This is a genomic window from Cellulophaga baltica 18 (genome assembly GCF_000468615.2).
In the GTDB taxonomy this organism is placed as follows: domain Bacteria; phylum Bacteroidota; class Bacteroidia; order Flavobacteriales; family Flavobacteriaceae; genus Cellulophaga; species Cellulophaga baltica.
Map to the genome: position 1 here is coordinate 3,043,482 of NZ_CP009976.1, position 19,312 is coordinate 3,062,793.

Below are 19,312 nucleotides of genomic sequence, written 5' to 3' on the forward strand. Positions count from 1 at the left end.
AAGCAGGCCTTGAGCAAATAAGAGCATCAGAAAAAATGAGAATACGAGTTGCATTTTTTTCATCATAAAAAGTGAGTTAGTTAGTTAATATTAAAATTTATAGCGAACAAAGCTTTCCATGGCTTCATATTCTGCAAGGCCTAAGGCATTATATTTTCTTGCGGTTTCTTTATTTCTTTGTTCGGCACGTTGCCAGAATTCGCGTTCATCATTTCCAGGGAACATGGCTGCGTCTTTTTGAGATTGATGTTTGAAAATGGCATTCTTTTTACGCTGCATGTCTTTGGGACCAATAGGAATAGTCATTTCCATATCAGCAATATCCCATTCTTGCCACGCTCCACGATATAACCACAGGTAACAATCGTTAATCCATTCTACTTTATCTTTCTTTAGTTGAGAAAGGGCTTCAAAAACAACCTTTAGGCATACTCTATGTGTACCATGGGGATCAGATAAATCTCCAGCGGCAAAAACTTGAGTAGGCTTTATTTTATTTAGTAAATCGTAAGTGAGTTTAATGTCTTCTTGAGAATGTGGTTTTTTCTTTACGGTTCCTGTTTCATAAAAGGGAAGATTTTGAAAATGTGCATTTTCTTCAAGAACACCACAGTATCTGCAAGCAGATAGTGCCTCACCTTTTCTAATGAGTCCTTTTATACGTTGTATTTCTGGGCTGTCAATTTCTCCTGGCTTTTTATTTTTTAGAAAGCCTCTTATTTTATCAAACTGTACTTGTAGTTCTTTGTTCTCTGGCTGTACTTCTAGGGCAAAATCAAGAAAACGAATTACTTCATCATCAAAAACAGCTATGTTTCCCGACGTTTGGTAGGCTACATGTACATGATGACCTTGATCGACCAAACGTAATAATGTTCCTCCCATAGAGATAACATCATCATCTGGGTGTGGACTGAAGATTAACGAAGTTTTTGGGTAGGGACCTTTGCGTTCTGGTCTATTACTATCGTCAGCATTTGGTTTGCCACCAGGCCAACCGGTTATGGTGCTTTGTAAAGTGTTGAATACTTTTAGATTAATATTTTCTGCGGAGCCTATATCAGCCACCAAACTTCCCATGCCGTGTTCACTATAATCTTCGTTGGTGAGTTTCAGGATAGCTTTGTCTAATTTCTCAGAAAGCCAGATGGTTGCTTTCTTAATTAAATCATCGGTCCATGTACACTCACTTACCAACCACGGATTGTGCATTCTGGTAAGTGCAGATGCTGCAGCGCTGTCTAAAATAAAATCACAATTACCGTGTTGCTGTAAGAATGTTGCAGGAATAGATTCTCTAATTTCTCCTTCCACAGCTTGCTTTATAATCTGTGCTTTTCCTTCTCCCCAGGCCATTAATATAATTCTTCTTGCGGCCATAATGGTACCCACACCCATAGTTATGGCTTTAGAAGGTACATTTTCTAACCCAAAAAAATCACTTGCAGCATCTAATAGAGTAACTCTATCTAATCTAACTACACGTGTTTTACTAGAGAGAGAGGAGCCCGGTTCATTAAATCCTATGTGTCCTGTTCTCCCAATTCCTAATATTTGAATATCTATTCCGCCAGATTTTTCGATTTTTTCTTCATAAGCTTCACAAAACGCTTTTACATTTTCTAAAGTTTTGGTTCCGTCTGGTATATGAACATTTTCTTTTTTAATATCAATATGATCAAATAAATGCTCATTCATGAAACGCACATAGCTATGAATAGAATCTGCATGCATCGGGAAATACTCATCTAAATTAAACGTAATTACATTACTAAAACTCAGACCGTCTTCTTTGTGGGCTTGTACTAAGTAGTCATAAACTTTGGTTGGCGTAGAACCAGTAGCTAGTCCTAGAACAACAGTTTTACCTTCTTTTTGCCTTTCTTTGATAAGATTGATAATCTCTTTGGAAACATATAAAGAGGCATCTTCAGAGCTGTCATGGATTATTGTATTGATTTTTTCAAATTTGATAACGTCAGTATCTTTTTCGGATGTTGCAGGCATAATTTGTCGGGCTTTAATTGTCTTTGTTAAAATATATTGTAATAGCGTGTCACCCAAAATTAAACAAAAAAATGGAATTTGCTGTTTTTTGCTGTTTTTTATTTTAAATTAATTTTAATTGCATAAAACAGCAAAATTGTATTTATATTTGTCGTATCTTTTCACAGATTAAAACCATTAATGAACATGTTAAAAGAAGAACGTCACAAGTTTATTCTTAATGAAGTAGAGCTGCACAATCGTGTACTGCTTACAGATATTGCAGAACAATTAGGAGTCTCTATTGATACCATTCGAAGAGATGTAAAAGAACTAGATGCAGAGGAGCAGTTAAAAAAAGTTCATGGGGGCGCTATCGCATTGGGGTTTACTAATTATGCCACCACGAACAAAAATATTTATGCTCAAGAGGATAAAATAATAATAGCAAAAAAGGCCTTGTCCTTGATAAGTTCAGGAAGTACTATTCTTATTCATGGAGGAACTACTTGTTTGGAACTCGCTAAGGCTATCCCTAATAAATTAGAGCTTACGTGTTTTACTACAAGCCTTGCTGTAGCCATGGAACTGTTAACTAAGAAGGGGGTAGATGTATTATTTATCGGTGGAAGGTTATCAAAAGAGTCTCAATTAGCTATTGGAGCGAGTGCTATTCATCAGTTATCGGAAATTACCTTAGATTACAGTTTTATTGGTACCGGTTATGTAGCTGTAGATTATGGTTTGACAGAATTTGACCTAGAAAGCGTGCAAGTAAAAAAAGCAATCATAAAAGCTTCAAAGAAAACTGTACTTTTGCTGATATCAGAAAAACTAAATTCTAAACATCGGTATAAAACGTGTGAGATTAATGCGATTAACACAATGATTACAGAGATTGACCCCAAACATACTTTATTAGACAATTTTAGAAAACAGGACATTCGTTTGTTATAAACCTATGAATTATAAAAAAATTACAGAAACAGCTTCAAATTATGATAATTTGGAGCAAATGGATACTCAATCATTATTAGAGAATATTAACCGAGAAGATCAAAAAGTAGCAGCTGCTGTTCATTTAGTTATTCCTGCAATAACCAAATTAGTAGATGAACTTGCCTTGCGTTTTGAAAAAGGTGGGCGTTTATTTTATATAGGAGCAGGTACTAGCGGAAGATTGGGGATATTAGATGCCTCAGAAATACCCCCAACATTTGGTATGCCCCATGAAAGGGTTGTGGGTATTATTGCGGGTGGTGATATTGCTATCCGTAAGGCCGTAGAAAATGCGGAAGATAATGCAGAGCAAGCATGGTTAGATCTAAAAGAACATGAAATTACGAAAGACGATGTTTTAGTAGGTATTGCAGCCTCAGGAACTACACCTTATGTTATAGGTGGTATTTATGAAGCCAGAGCTAATGGTATCTTGACCGCTTGTATAACAAACAATCCAGGTTCTCCATTAGTGGAAGCGGCAGAAATTCCTATAGCGGTTAATGTTGGGCCAGAGTTTGTAACGGGAAGTACCCGAATGAAAAGTGGTACCTCTCAGAAATTAGTGCTAAATATGATTTCTACAGCATTGATGATTAAAATTGGTCGCGTGCGTGGAAATAAAATGGTAAACATGCAACTAAGTAATGACAAGCTAGTAGATAGAGGTACAAGGTACCTAGTGGAAGCATTAGCTATTTCATATGACGAGGCAGAAAAACTGCTTAAAATACACGGCTCTGTTCATGATGCTACAGAAGCTTATAAAGTAAAATAATTTACTTGAATTGCTGTATTTCAGGTGCAGAGATTAAAATCCTTAAGTTATTTCATAGACGTTCATAAAGTTGTTTTACTATATTTGATAAAACAAGTTTATGAACGTTTTTTGTTTTTAATTCTTCTTCCAATATCCTAATTATGTCTTCAAAGCTTCTTTCCTTATTAGTAGCTGTCTTTCGTGTCTGTTAACACAGTCATTTACACAATCAGGACATCTAGTTATTCTAATGGACCAAGCTAAATAGTGTAGAAAATTTCATTTTTTAAGATTTTGCTCTTAAAAAGACCTTTTGAACGTACTAAACGGTTTATCTACCGCTAGCGAGTGCTAGTCTACCCAATGAAATAAGTGTTTCATCGATAAACGACCATAGCTGTAATATAGTTTTTTTTCGATTTTAGGCCCTGTTTACTGGCTTTGTAGCATACTGATACATAGCGATACATCGATAAAATAGCGTTGAATAATACTATTTTTCATACCTTGGCGTTTAAGCTATATATAAGGAATTAAAGTTCATTTTAAAGAAAAACAGAAATATTAAGTATAAACTATTGCACATACGATTATTGTTGATCCCAAGTCTTACAATTTTCACAAATAACCTACGTAACTATGCTATCCAAAAAATCAAGAAAATCTTGGTACTTTTTAGTACTACTTGTTTTCTTTTTCGTTTTCTCTTCAATATTGGCTGAGACCAAAATTTTTAACTATATCGGTGAATTTTCTGCGGATATAGTTTCTTCTATTGAAGAAAGTTTTACTAAAAAGGAAGCTCAAGACCAGAATCAATCACAACTTAATTCTGAACAAACAGGAAATGCTCTCGCAGCAGCACCTTTCTTTGCAACCGTCGTAGCAAATGCAGATGAAACCGTTACCTGTTCAAATGACGGAGCTACTTTAGCACGTTTTAATTTATGCGGTAATTTTGATACGCGTGTAATTGTATTAGATCAGCCGTATGGTTCATATTCTTGGGAACGCTTAACGGTAGGGTCTTGTGCTAGTTTTAATGCAGATGTGCAATGTCCTACTTATACCTGTTCAGGATCATGGGCGCCAGCAGGATCGGGAGCTACATTAACTATAGATCCAAATTCAATTCCAGCAGGTACAGGAGCAGAATTTAGGGTAAGTGTTAATGGAGGTACTCCATACTATATTAAGGTAAAGAAAAGTACCATTAGTCAAACATATGTAAAGCGCGATTATATTTGTGGCGTTGCAGGTAGAATACAAGTAACTAACTTATCTAGTGCCTATGAGTATGCCATTAATGATGGTAGTGGATTTGGCGCTTGGCAAGGGGCAATCTTTGATGATTTAACACCAGGTATTTATACCGTTAAGGCTAGATTAAAAAATACGCCAAACACCTGTGAGTATCCATACGAGCCAATAGAAATAGAATCTAGAGAAATAGATATTGATGTTACGGTTGGTGATGCTCAATGTTTTGGAGAAAATGGTAGTATTTCGGTGCAGGTAAATGATGTTCCTGGTCCTTATAAATATACCTTATTAGATAGTAGTGGAATTCCACAAGAATTTACGTCGTTTATTGCGAGTGATACTTATAATTTCGCTGCGGTAGGTTTTGGTACTTATAGTGTGCAAGTAGAAACACAACAATGTAAAGCAGATATCGCCAATGGTATTTCTGCTCCTAGACAAGATTTGGACACTAGCGGAAATCCTATTGTTATTGGAGATGGTTTGGTTGCTTTGTCAGCCTCTACTGAAGTAAACAGTAGCTTTGGTTGTGCAGATATTACGAGTGTAGATGTAATTGTGCGTACTTCAGGTGGTGCATCACCTTACACATTTACTGTAAATGGTGGCGCAGCAGTGAGTCCGTCATATACAGGACAGACCACCTATACGGTTACGGCTTCGGGTGATTACAATTTTTTAATTACAGATAGCAATGGCTGTACCATAACGGCTTCAGCAAACGTAAAAGAATTAACCCCACCTGTGGTTTCGGCTTCAGGTGTAGATGGTACTTGTACCAATGGCGGGGCTAAAATAAATTTCAATGTCACCGATGCTAAAGGATATAATTTGTCTTTTAGAACGCAAACAACAGATCCTTGGGTAGCTTCTACTCAAATTTCAGTAGTAGATGGTACTTATAATAACTTAGAAGTTAGGTATGAGCAGGGAAGCTTTTCTTGTACTATGACTTTACCCTCAGTATCCGTAACAAGTGATGCTAGTATTACGGGAACAGCAACAAAATTAGGAGATGAAACGTGTGATGGAATAGGAGGCACCGACGGCGGTAGCATTCAATTTGGAGCAGCAGGTGGCGGTTCTGGTAGCGGATATGAATATAGTGTAGATGGTGTTAACTTTACCACAACACAATTATTTTCAGACTTAGCAGCAGGAACGTATACACCTATTATAAGAGATAACAGTGGTTGTAGATTAGAACTGACGCCAATTGTAATAGATCAAGTAGATCCACCAACAAATTTAGATTTTCTTCAAAGTAATATTAATTGTGCTTCGGGAACAACAGATCTTCAATTAACACCTACGAGTGGCGTAGCTATAACCAATTATAGTATTATAAGTCCTAGTACTGTAAATAATGGAGGTAGTAATACGTTCACAGGGTTAAGTACGTCTACGACGTATACGTTTAGAATTACAGATGCTAACGGGTGTATTTATACAGAAAGTTTTACTCCAGTGGTTATCAGCTCAATTAGAGCACGTGCAAAAGCAGGAGGAGATCTAAAAGTGTGTAATGGTGCTAGTGATGGTAGTGGCGCATTTATTATTGATGGATTTAGTACTAATTATACTTACCAAATAAATGCAGAACCTGTTAGTGCTCTACAAAGTGATGCGCAAGTAGATATTTCTTCTAGAGGCGCAGGTACGTATACGATTACCGTTACAGATGGTGATACAGGTTGTACAGATACCGCTTCAGTAACTGTAGAAGAATCTGCAGCAATTACCTTAACACCAACAGTAACAGCCATGAGTTGTGCTAATGGTAATATAGGCCGTGTAGTAGCAAATACTACAGGGGGGTGGGGTAGCTATAGATATACTTTAGAAAGTCCGAATGGCGCAATAACAGGACCAACGTCTAATAGAACCTTTGGTAATTTAACGCAGGCATCAACGCCAACTACACCTTATATTTTATCTGTAGAAGATGCAGAAGGTTGTACTACTACATTTGAATTTCAATTAACACCACTTACTTCTCCAACTATTTCTATAGCATCTTCAAGTTTATGTTATGAGCCTGTTGCCGGAGCTTCTGCTGCCGTAGCAGCTACTGGAGGAGGAGGTAGTTATGAATATAGAATTAATAATGGCACATATCAAGCGAGTCCAAGTTTTACAAACTTAACTCCAGGTACGCATACTTTTGAAGTAAGAGATGCCAATAACTGTACAGATACGGTACAGCTTACCATCAATGCACAATTAAGAGTGAGCATTGCTGTAGAAACGGAGATTCCTTGTGGAGGAGCGCCAGGAGAAATCCGCGTAAATATTTCTAATGGCTATTTATCTAATGCATCGCCAAAGCAATACCAAGTGAGTGCTGATAATGGAGCTACTTTTGGAGCCTTCCAACCATTTACTTCAAATTCATTCTTATATCCTGTAACTGCAGGAGGAGATTATATCTTTAGAGTATCAGATAATGAAGGTTGTATTGCGGTTTCTGAGCCTTTAGAGGTAGAAGATCCTGCAAATATTATAGCAACTGATTCGGTAATACCAGCAAGTTGTGGGGATCCAAATAGTGGAGGAGTACAAATTATTCCTGATGCCACAAGTGGAATACCTCCTTTTGAAATTGATTTTGGAAACACAGGAACATATACATCTCAAACTGTATATACAGGATTAACTGCAGGAAGTACGTATGATTATACCGTACGTGATGCAAGAGGTTGTGTTACTTTAGGAAACTCAGTAACCATTCCAACAGCAATTAGTGCTGCTCCAGAAGCAACGGTAACTGCAACCAATACTACTTGTAGCCCGGCGGGAGTTAGTTCAGGAACTATTGAAATTACCGGTGTAACTAATGGTACTCCAGAGTTTACCTATATTGTTTATAATAGTTTTGGAGTAGAAATTTTAAGAGTAGGACCAACAACAAGTACGGTGGAAACAATTTCAGATCCATTATTAGTTGCCGGAGATTACACGGTTAGAACCGTAGATGCTTTAGGCTGTAGTGATGTAGATGCGGTGACCATAGAACAATTGGATGTTTCTGTGGTGCCCGATCCGGTACCTACTCCTGTATGTAATGTAGCAGGTTTTTCTAATACGGTAACAATTATTGGAGGAACAGGACCATTCTTAATCCGATTGGCTAGCGATACCGCTGCACCAATTCCTGCGAATATACCTCCTAGGAGACATACATTTAACGGAATGCAATTTGGAGTTACCTATATTGTAGAAATTACTGATACAGCTACGGGATGTATTTATTTTGAAGAAATTCCGCCTATTGCAGGACCAACGCCTTTAGATATTGTAGCAACATCGCCTACAGCATTTTGTGATGATGCAGGGAATGGTAGAACAGAATTTACAGTAACCGAATTTACCGGACCTAATATTACGATAGATTTAATAGATCCATTGACAGATACTATTTTACAAACAGATGCTCAAACAGGATTAACTGGTGGAGTAGGATCTTCATATTCTGGAGCTTTTGATATTGCGCCAGGAAGATATACCATACGGGTAACCGATGCTGATACGTGTACAGATGCCACGATTATAGATGTTATATTAAACATGCCTAATCTTGATATTGTATCCAATATACCAGCAAACTGTAACGCCTTAGGTCAATTGACCGTGCGTGGTAGTGGCGGTGCAGGCGGACCTTACAGTTACGCATTTGTACCTGCAGGAACTACTCCAGATAAAGATGGAACATTAACTCCAGGTGATACTTCAGATGACTTTACGACCGCCAATACGGCAGTATTACCAGGTAGTATAGCCGGTATTGCTTATGATATTTGGGTGATTGATTCTAGAGGATGTACGTTTAACGTATCCGAAGATATCATCTTATTACAACCACCATTACCAGCACCAATAGCAATTGTAAATAATCAGTGTGCAGCAACAGCTTCATCATTTGATATTACAGTGACTATGCCGGCGGCTACAGATGCACCGAACTTTACCTTAAATGGAGAAAGTCAGTTTGGCGTATTCAATGCTACAGATAATGTATGGGAAGCACATTATACGGTAAATACGCCAGGTTCTTATCCTATTAGTGTTGTAGATGCTAATGGATGTACGGGTGTAGGTACTGCAGATGTTTATGAGTTCTTATCAGGAACAGGTGAGTTTACTGCGATACCATTATGTAATAATAACGACGGTACGATTGAAATAACAACCAATGGAGGTAGTGGTAATTTTACTTTTGAATTACAAGATAGTCTAGGAAACCCAATTGGTGGCGTTCCAGTAAACGCAACAGGAATTTTTGTAAATCAAAGTCCAGGAGAATATCTAGTGTTAATTACAGATGATATTGTTGGAGATGGTACCCGTTTGTGTACCACTTTAGTGCCTGTAAATTTAGATATCGCTGTTCCTCCAGTAATTGATAGTCAGTTTTCAGATGATATTAGTTGTAGTGGCGCTAATGATGGTAGTATTACCATTATTTTACAAGCAGGAACAGATGTAGACGGGCCTATTGATTATATTTTAAGAAATACAGCTACAGCTGCGGAAGTTACTAGAAATAATTCTGGAGTATTCAATGGTCTTAGCGAAGGTACGTACCAAGTTGAGGTATTGACAGAGCGAAACTGTAGTGTACTTTCTAGCGTATTTACGATAACAAATCCAGATGTATTTGAAATAACAGCATCCAACACAGATTTTACCTGTGAAATTGGTGCCAACCGTTTTAGTTCTTCTGTAATTACAGTAAATATTGTAAGTGTAGGTACAGTAGGGAGTGGATATCAATACAGTATTTCGGGGTATGAAAATTACCAAGATTCAAATACTTTTGAAATTATTGATAATGGATCTCCACAAGTAATTACCGTGTATGCCATAGACGGTAACGGGTGTAGAGATGAATTTACGCTACCAGCGATAGCACCACCGTCTGAAGTGCAAAGTGTTTTAACTGTACAGTCTCCTTTAAATTGTGAGGATCCTGAAACGGTAAGAATTACCATAACAGGTACTACGGACTTTACGATAGAAACAACTTCGGCAGTAGCTGTAGCAGATGTTACAAACTCAGGAGGAAATCAATTTGTAGATATTAATTTACCTGCAGCTGGTGAGTACTTATTTGTAGTACGTGATAATGTTACCGGATGTTTATATCCAATGCCAAGACATGATGTGGTGGATCCAATAAATCCACTTGCAACAATTTCTGAAGCAAAACCAGTACAATGTTTCGGAGATTCTAATGGAGAACTATTCATAAGTGTCATAAACTATACAGGAGTATATGAGTATACAGTATATAGAAGTGACGATTTAACACAGTCGACTCCAATAACAACAGGTACTTTTGATACGGCTAATTTCCCAGATGCTGTAACAGGCGAGGATGCGCGTATTACTGGTTTACCAGGTGGAAATTTTTATGTAAGGGTTAGAGCATTAGGTGTTCCTAAATGTATTGATGATAGTAATGTTACTAATATTCGTACACCAAACGGAGCTTTACAAGTGCCATCTGTAGAAATAGACAATGTAAGCTGTGAGAATAACACGGGTAAAATTGTATCTACAGGCCAAGGAGGATGGGATTCATCACCTTATAACTATAGATTATTGAGAGAAGATGCTGCGGGAACTATAGTTGTTGGGGGCGTTAATTATACAGAAGTTGTCCCTTATGGTTTGGCTAATGAATTTGAAAATTTATCTAGCGGCGATTATCGCGTAGAAATACAAGATGTAGAGTTATGTTCTAATTTCTTTGATATCACTTTAAACCCAATTGATCCTATTGTTGTAGGAATCAGAGAGCCGCAAGGTTTAGTTTGTCCTGATGGTAATGATGCTGTTTTAGAGGCTTATGATACCACTACAGGAGATAGTGTAACCGCTACGGCTGGTGCTAGTGGTGGTGTTCCTGGAGCAGGCTATAAATATCAATTGTTGTACTTAAATAGTGATGATAATACAGATATAAGTTCTAGAAGTGGTTTACAAGATACTCCAACATTTGACGGTGTTGCTGGCGGATTTATAAGTGAAGGATGGTACGCTATAGAAGTTTCTTCTAGTTATGCATGTGTGGGTGTTTCTATACCTTATTATGTAGTGGCACCACCACCATTGGATCCTAAATTAGTTCAAGTGACCGCACCTGGTTGTGGTGGCGATGGTCAAATGAGGTTAAGTGTAGAAAACCCTCAAGCAGGATTTACGTATGAATATCGTTCTATTGATGCCTTAGCAACAGATCCTTTTATTCCAATGTCAGGAACGTCTGTTCTAATTGATGGCGGTCAAGGTTTCTATCAATATGATGTGCGTAAAGTTGGTGGAGCAGGAGCTTGTACAAGTTTACGATCTGAAGGAATTACTTTGGTAGATGCTCAGGCAATTGATTTAGTAGCAAACTTACCAGATGATATTTCTTGTGCAACAGAAAATGATGGTAGAATAGAATCATTCTCTTCTGGAGGTGTGGGTAATGAAATGTATACTTTATACTTAGGAGACCCAACGCCATTAGGATCACCATACACAGGGTTTAATCCTGATCCAGCGGCAACCGTAGTTAGAGCGGCACAAACCGATGGTACTTTTGAAGGCTTAGCAGATGGTACGTACTACATTGCTGTGGTAAGCGGACTTACCTGTTATGATGTTGAAGGACCATTAGTAATTAGAAGACCGGAAGCTATCGTCTATAATATTACAACGACTAATGTATTGTGTAATGGGGATGATAACGGAACCATAACTGTTGAGGTAATTAGTGGTGGTGAAGGCTTATTACAATTTGCTATCAATCCTAACTTTAATGAGTTCTTTAGTGATCCAGCAAACCCTGGAGTATATACTTTTGAGAATTTAGCAGCAGGATCTGATTATGAAATCTTAATTCAAGATACGCAAGGATGTGGTGAGTTAGTATTAGTGTCACCAATTACGGAACCTGAGCAGTTAGCTATTTCAGATGTGGTAACACAACCAGAAATATGTTTAAATGCCTATGATGGAGAAGCTAGATTAACTATCACAGGAGGTACGCCTTTTACAGATGCACTTACTTTTGCTCAGTATTATGAAACAAGAATAGAAGGTATAAATATTCCTTTACCAGACCCTGCAGATCCAACAGAAGGATTTGTGCGAAATGACGACTTGATATTCCCTAATTTACAAGGGGGAGAATCATACACTATATATGTTCGTGATTTCAATAACTGTACAACAGAGAGAGTCGTAAATGTTGGGCTGGGTGTTAATTTAGAATCAGAAGCTATCCCACAATACGGTTGTGAAGGTATTTTCCCGAACAGTACCGTCACTGTAGAAATGACAGATACCTCTATTATATCAGAATTGTTATTTAGTTTAGATGTAGATGATATGACCCTAGCTACAAGTACAAGAACCTTTGGAGATTTACCAGCAGGAGATCATACGGTATACATTTATCATAGTAATGGTTGTATGGATCAAGTAAGTTTCACTATTGATGCGTACATGCCATTAACCTTATCGGTAACGAAGACAGGACCAGATGAAATTACAGCTGTTGCCACTGGTGGATATGGAAACTATGAGTATTCTTTCCAAGGGCAATCTCAGGGTGCAGACAATACATTTAATCTTATTGTAGATGCTACTGTAGATGTTCGTGTAGAAGATGAAAGAGGTTGTGTTGCCTTAGTGAAAATACCATTCAACTTTGATTCAATGGTAGATATCCCTAATTTCTTTACTCCAAATGGTGACGGTGAAGGAGATACATGGGCGCCTACTAATCGTGAATACTTCCCATATATTGATGTGAAAATTTATGATCGATATGGTAGAGTAGTGGCCGTTCTTGATCAAGTTAAATCTTGGGACGGAATGTATGAAGGCAATGAGTTACCAACGGGAGATTACTGGTATGTAGTCAATGCAAATGATGCTGATAAACAACAGTATGTAGGTCATTTTACCTTATACAGATAAGCCTTAAATTATAGGAATAAAAAAGACATCTAGAAATAGATGTCTTTTTTTTGTTTTTATAGCTTGTTATGTTAAGTATTGTTGTATATTTGCAGTCCGAAAATAAGGATGTTTAAGACATCATTTTCGGGGTGTAGCGTAGCCCGGTTATCGCGCCGCGTTTGGGACGCGGAGGTCGCAGGTTCGAATCCTGCCACCCCGACAAAAAAGCTTCTGTGAAAACAGAGGCTTTTTGTCTTTTATACGGTCTCAGAATATTAGAAATGAGAAACATACGCCTAGTTTGATAGTTGTACTACGTTTTTAGTATTACAATACTTCCTTAGGAATACGGTCAGTTGAAGTTGTGAACTAACATTAAGTTGAATTTTAAATATTCTACCTTCCCTATAATAGGGTAAACAAAAAAAGGGTTTTGATTGCGATCAAAACCCTTTTTTTATAAGCTGAATAGCTTTCTATTCTTCTTTTATCGTAGGTGCAACCCATTTTGTGCTACCTACTTTATTTAAATTAGCTTTATTAATGGCAGCATTAGAGCGTCTTTTATCATAAATCATAGCGAAGGTCATTATTAAACTCGTAGCTATAATTACGAACAATAAAATTCCAGAATCAAAACCTTCAACTTTAGCTTCTTCAGGAATGGCATAAAACAAAAGCACTGTAATAAGTCCTCTTGGTGCAATAAATAATTGTGGTAACATATCCTTCCCAACAAAAATGAGCATCAAGACGGCTCTAATCGCATAGATAGAGACAATAATCAAGGAGCTTATGATAGCTACGTTAATATTGAATATAGATGTAATGGCTATGGTCAGTCCAAAAATAACAAAGAAGAAGGTTCTGACCACAAAAGCAGTTTCTGCGGTGATGGTATGCAATTCATGATAAATATGATGCGCTTTTTTATAGTCTAAGAGTTTAGACAGCTTTCCTTTAAAGAATAACTTCATGTTGGCGATAACCAAGCCAAATATTAAAATGATGATTAGGGACGACAAGTGCATCTTTTTACCTACGGCATATAGCAATAGCAGTACAGCAATTAATAAAAATAATTTAACCTGACTTTTTATATTCTGAAAAATAAGAATTATCGCATAACTAGCTATTAATGATATAACGATGGTTAGTAGTAGGTTGCTTGTGAAACCTACAATGCCGGTGTCTTCTGCGGGATTAAGTTTTCCTGCTAGAAAATAAAACATCATAATACCTATAATATCAGAAAAGGTGCTCTCGTAAATATGAAACTCTTTTTTGTGTGATTTTAACTCATTTACGCTCGGAATAATAATAGCACTAGATAGAATCGAGAGTGGTGTAGCGTATAACCAAGCAGAGTGCATGTTCATATCAGGAATAAATTGATATAGAATTAATGCCGCAATCCAAGCAGACAGAAATAAGCCTAAAAGTGCCACCACGAAAGACTTTAAAATAGGCATCAATTTTTCACGCTTCAACTCTAATTCAAGCGCAGCTTCTAACACAATCATTATAAGTCCCACAATTCCTAAGATTTCTAGAATTGGAAAAAAATCAATCGCGCCACTATTTACGTATTGTAAACCAAATTGTAGACCAACACCTAAAACGATAAGCATTAGTACTGCAGGAATATTAGTTTTTTTAGCTATAGAATTAAATAAAAAAGATAAAATTATGATTACAGAAACTTCAATTATAAGATTATAAGAAGATAATATTTCCATTAGGCAATTAGGTTGTTAGTTAAACTTGTTTCTATTTGGTGGGCAGATAAAAAAGCAATCAAGCTCTCTGCTTGTATTCCTTTTTCTAAGGTATATTGTAATTTTAAAGCCCCAGATTCTTCTAGTTCTTTTAAAACAGGGGCCTCTTTATAATTTAATAAGGGATTGTCAAAAAGTAAATCCAATAGTTCGGACTTAGACAAGGGGGTTTTTACAAATAAGGTTTGTCTTAATACGGTATCATTTTTTGAATTTACCGTATAGCCAGAAGTATCTATGGTAGTGTAATTGATAAAACAATCTCCTTTTTCAGTATTCACCACTATTCCAAAGGGGAGGAACTTTTTTATTTCACCCGTCGTATCGTTTATGGTTACGGACACGCCTTTTGCCAAAATAGAATTTATTTTATAAATGACGCCGCCCACGTAATTGCGAATATAAGGGTATCCTATAGTGCTAACAAGCAATAAGAAAAGCCCATGAACTATATAGTTTATCGCGATAAATCCTAAAAGAATAAGCAAGATGCTTATAGGATTATACAGTAAGAAAATTTTATTTAAAACGGCTAATACTTTTTTGTTCACCCTTTTCGTAAGGGTAATTCTTTGAATTAAGAATTCTATTAATTTTAAGGCCCAATACCCAAAAAATAAGAACAGAATTAGATTTCTTAAGCCTATCCAGGAATATAATATAAAGGTGTTTTCCATTTAGTTGATAATGTCTTTGTATTTTAATATTTGATATATATCGTGGTTCAGAACAGGGTTTATCTTCAATAAGCCCGTTTCATCTCTTAAAATAACCTTGGTATTAATAAGTCGTTTTAAGCTAGATTTTAAATTACTTTCGTAAAAATCTCCGGTAAATTCCTTTAGTATTTTTTCACTGATATATTTATATAATAAGGTGTACTTAATAATCAAGTTCTCTTCTTTTGTAAAAAAATCAGGAAAGCTTAAGTAAGAATCTTTGTATAAGATAGAACCTTCTTCTGTAACGGTGGTACCATAAGTCCACGCTTGTAATACTTCGCCAATATTATAATCTAGTTTCTTACTTAGTTTGGTAACGTTGGCATTAATTTGAGACTCTGTTAAAGGTTCATTACTACTATTAATTACAGTTCTGTGAGTAGCACTATGGCGTAGAACGATTGCTTTATAAATTTCTTCCTGAGTACATTTATTTACTGTAATATGCGTACTAAATACATTAGAGAAATTACATCTTGTATCTAAATGTACACTCATGGGAGGGTTTGTGGTAACAATAACCAATACATTATCAGACTCAGATTCGATAAAATCTATAAGCGCTCTAGTATTGTTTAATAAGGTGTTTTTCTCATCGCGCCAGAGTTCTAAATCGTCTATTAATAAGATTCTTCTCTTAGAAAAAGAACTTCTCTTTACTTCATCAAGTGCTTCTTTTAAGTTTTTTGTGGTTTTAAATTTTCTACCTTCAATAGTAACACTATCATTAGGGGTTAACTTTATAGTCTTTTGATCTACTAATACCTCGGTTGTATGATTTATAAAGGTGGTCTTCCCAGAAAGACTAGTGCCTAAGACTAAAACAGATTTATTAAATCCATCATTCCATTGCGCAATGGCTTCTTTGAGTTTGGCCTCTTGATTAGTTCTAGACACCAAAAATAGATCGCCAATGAATTTTTTATTCAAAAATAGCGTATCATAATCCGCATTTACTTCTTTATACATTCTCTGGGAAATACAGTTGGAAGCTCTATCTATTTTGGATAGAGGGTCTTCTGATACTACCTTATCATAACTTTGATTAAATTTATCTACTAAGGTCTGAATCGCATTTTTAAGACGGGCAACCACATTGGTAGTTTCAGAAGTATACTGGTTTATAGAATTTTGAATGGTGATTTCAAGAAATTCATGATTGTCATAACAGTTACTAACTAAAAATTCTCTGGCTAACATATCTCGTAGTTGAAAAACAATAGTTTTTTGATTTTCTATATTCTCTAATAAGGATTTTTTAATTTTCCGATAGGATTGTAATTGAATATCAAACACAATCAAATTATCATTTTCTTTACCTAGTTTTAAGCTAGATTTTAGGTTTAATAGAGAAATTTTAATAAAATTGTTTAAATTACTATTTCCATCCCAAAGGTCCATTAACAAGGGAAGCAAATTATAATCCATCCATTTCTTAACACTTTTATTAAAGTTTATTTTTTTCTCTAATAGATATCCTTGATGGGTACCTGTGGGTATGGTGTAGGCTTCTAAGTTATTTATTTTAGTTTCTACACTACTAGAAAATTCTTCTTTGCTATTTAAATTAGTGGCAGCAATAAGCATTAAACTACTTTCAATCCAAGAAAGCAATTCTTTACTATCTTCTTTTGCTTCAATTTTAGAAACTGCAGCATTTGATATGTCTAATAAAACTTCAGACTCCTTAATAATTTGATCAATAACACTATTCGTATGTTTATTTATTTCATAGAACGCGGTTATCGTTTCTTGGGTTTTGATACCAGTGGAAATGATGTGTGAAAATTGCCCGAGCAACGTTGTATACTGCTCAGCGTATACGTCCCAAGGGGAGAGGTGATGTCTTGTTTTATCTTCTAATTTTTTAGAAGAAGCTAGAAACTTAAGTAGCTTTTTCTCTTCTTTTTCTATTTTAGACACAAAGTAAGATATGGCCTGTGATAATTGTTCTTTAGAGGCATCTAGAAGATGCTGTAAAGCGCCGTCACTTGCCTGCTGTTCTAAGTTTTTATGCTTTCCTATATGTACTTGTACAAGAACATCACGGTGCAAAATAATAAGATCCTTTAATGGTTCAGAAAGGACATATTGCAATAAATAGGTATCGTTAGAATAAATAAGCGTATCGGGCTCTTCCGTATGTGCATAGCTGATATACTGGTGACATAACTTAGAAAAATTAAAAGACATTAAATTGGTTAATGCCTCTATAGCGGTACAATTTAATACTGAATTTTTGTAAGCCTCAAACTTCTCACTTAATGGCTTTAGAACAGATTTTACTAAAGGTTCATCAAGTATGGGTTGGTTGTTCTGCATATAAAATTATTTCGGGAAATATTTTTATGGTTATTTTTTTAGACAATTAATATAAGAATATTTTTAAAGTATCGCTTATTTATTCAATTAATATACGTTAGCTCATTTTGTTATGGTGCCCACTAAATTTGTTAGTACGCTTAAAACTATAGTGTTAGAATTAAAAATGGAATAAGGTAATTGCTATTTCATCCCTACAATATACCCATAAATTAAAGAAGTAGAGGTCCATTTATCAAGAACTCTCATCGTTGTGTATGGTTAATTTAGTTTTTGATCCGTTGTCAGCCATTTGTTTTACGGGGCAATAGCAAATTTAGATTTTAGTCTAAGTGTTAGGATTAAAATTTAAAAAACATCTCTTTTTTCTAAAAAGCAAAAATTTAATTTCACATTTGGGTCAAAATAAAATCGGAATAAATAGCAGTAAATTCTAATTTTACCTCATCTTTAATTTTTATATAAAGCCTTAAATAACAGTGAATATTAAGCTCGATAAATTTGTTATAGCCATACTTTGTACCATAGGATTAGCCTATGTTTTTCCACAATGGGGAACAGCATCAAGCCCTGTTCCTATCAATACTATAAGTAGTATAGGAATATCATTAATTTTCTTTTTCTACGGATTAAAATTGAGCCCTACTAAAATTAAAGAGGGACTCAAAAATTGGAAATTACATGCGTTAATTCAGTCCGCCACATTTTTGTTTTTTCCATTGATAGTGCTTTTGTTTCGTCCCTTTTTACAAACGGAAGAACAAGAATTGCTGTGGTTGGCTATCTTTTTTTTAGCAGCATTGCCCTCTACAGTATCTTCTTCTGTAGTGATGGTTTCTGTAGCCAAAGGAAATATTCCTGCAGCAATCTTTAATGCTAGTATCTCTGGAATTATAGGCATCTTAGTGACCCCGCTTTGGATGGGGTTATTTGTCCAAACATCAGATGCTGGGTTTGACTTTACAGCCATTTATTTACAATTAATAGGACAAATTGTATTACCAGTGGTAGTAGGATTGCTGTTACAACGATTTTTGGGCAGGTATGCTCAGAAATATAGCAAACAACTCACGCTATTTGACAAAACAATAATTTTACTAATTATATATAAAAGCTTTGTTTCATCGTTCGAAGAACAGATCTTTAATAGTGTTTCTCTAGTAGATTTATTTGTATTGTTAGCTATAATTTTACTGCTGTTTGCGCTTGTTTTTTATGGAATAAAATTTATTTCTAAGCGGTTAGGATTTACGGAAAAAGATCAGATAACCGCCACTTTTTGTGGGACTAAAAAATCATTGGTACATGGTACTGTTTTTTCCAAAATTGTATTTGGAAACATGGCTACTCTAGGTATTATTTTGCTGCCTTTAATGATTTTTCATGCTACCCAGATTTTGATCATCAGTATTATTGCTGGTAAATTGGGTAGAAAGGAAACGTAAATAACACACTTAATTTATTCTATAGTGTTAGGTGACTTACAGATTTATCAGCTTTGCATTTCATCGGTTATTAGGTGCTTT

8 protein-coding genes and 1 tRNA gene are annotated in these 19,312 nt (G+C 35.7%); 5 read left to right on the top strand and 4 right to left on the bottom strand.

Features of this window, described 5'->3' with window-relative positions; all coding sequences use genetic code 11:
* Positions 1-90: 90 nt before the first annotated feature.
* Positions 91-2,025 carry a glucosamine-6-phosphate deaminase gene (gene nagB / locus M666_RS12980; RefSeq protein ID WP_262486315.1) on the bottom strand — a complete coding sequence of 645 codons (1,935 nt, stop codon included), beginning with the start codon at positions 2,023-2,025 and terminating at the stop codon, positions 91-93.
* 168 nt (positions 2,026-2,193) lie between these two features.
* On the opposite strand from nagB, the gene M666_RS12985 reads away from it, so the two are divergent.
* From M666_RS12985 to M666_RS13000, 4 genes are all read left to right on the top strand, one after another.
* Complete coding sequence (locus tag M666_RS12985; RefSeq protein ID WP_029446206.1) at positions 2,194-2,943, top strand: DeoR/GlpR family DNA-binding transcription regulator; 750 nt, start codon at positions 2,194-2,196, stop codon at positions 2,941-2,943.
* A 4-nt stretch (positions 2,944-2,947) separates the two neighbouring features.
* Entirely contained in the window at positions 2,948-3,763 is an 816-nt protein-coding gene (murQ, locus tag M666_RS12990; protein ID WP_025614885.1) for an N-acetylmuramic acid 6-phosphate etherase, read from the top strand.
* Between the two features lie 696 nt (positions 3,764-4,459).
* Positions 4,460-12,982 (top strand): T9SS type B sorting domain-containing protein, encoded by an 8,523-nt coding sequence (locus M666_RS12995; protein ID WP_226989914.1) that lies wholly within the window; start codon positions 4,460-4,462, stop codon positions 12,980-12,982.
* Positions 12,983-13,109: 127 nt separating this feature from the next.
* Positions 13,110-13,184: transfer RNA gene (locus M666_RS13000), tRNA-Pro, on the top strand.
* A gap of 256 nt (positions 13,185-13,440) precedes the next feature.
* On the opposite strand, the gene M666_RS13005 is transcribed toward M666_RS13000, so the two are convergent.
* The 3 genes from M666_RS13005 to M666_RS13015 are packed head-to-tail and all read right to left on the bottom strand — an operon-like array spanning position 13,441 to position 17,786.
* A complete protein-coding gene (locus M666_RS13005; RefSeq protein ID WP_029446208.1) occupies positions 13,441-14,703 on the bottom strand; it encodes a cation:proton antiporter domain-containing protein in 1,263 nt (420 codons plus the stop codon).
* Entirely contained in the window at positions 14,703-15,419 is a 717-nt protein-coding gene (locus M666_RS13010; protein WP_029446209.1) for a hypothetical protein, read from the bottom strand. The genes M666_RS13005 and M666_RS13010 overlap by 1 nt, the downstream gene beginning before the upstream one ends.
* A complete protein-coding gene (locus tag M666_RS13015; RefSeq protein ID WP_029446210.1) occupies positions 15,420-17,786 on the bottom strand; it encodes a P-loop NTPase family protein in 2,367 nt (788 codons plus the stop codon). It lies immediately after the preceding gene.
* 479 nt (positions 17,787-18,265) lie between these two features.
* Here M666_RS13015 and M666_RS13020 point away from each other — a divergent pair, with 479 nt between their 5' ends.
* Complete coding sequence (locus M666_RS13020; RefSeq protein ID WP_029446211.1) at positions 18,266-19,231, top strand: bile acid:sodium symporter family protein; 966 nt, start codon at positions 18,266-18,268, stop codon at positions 19,229-19,231.
* Positions 19,232-19,312 lie beyond the last annotated feature (81 nt).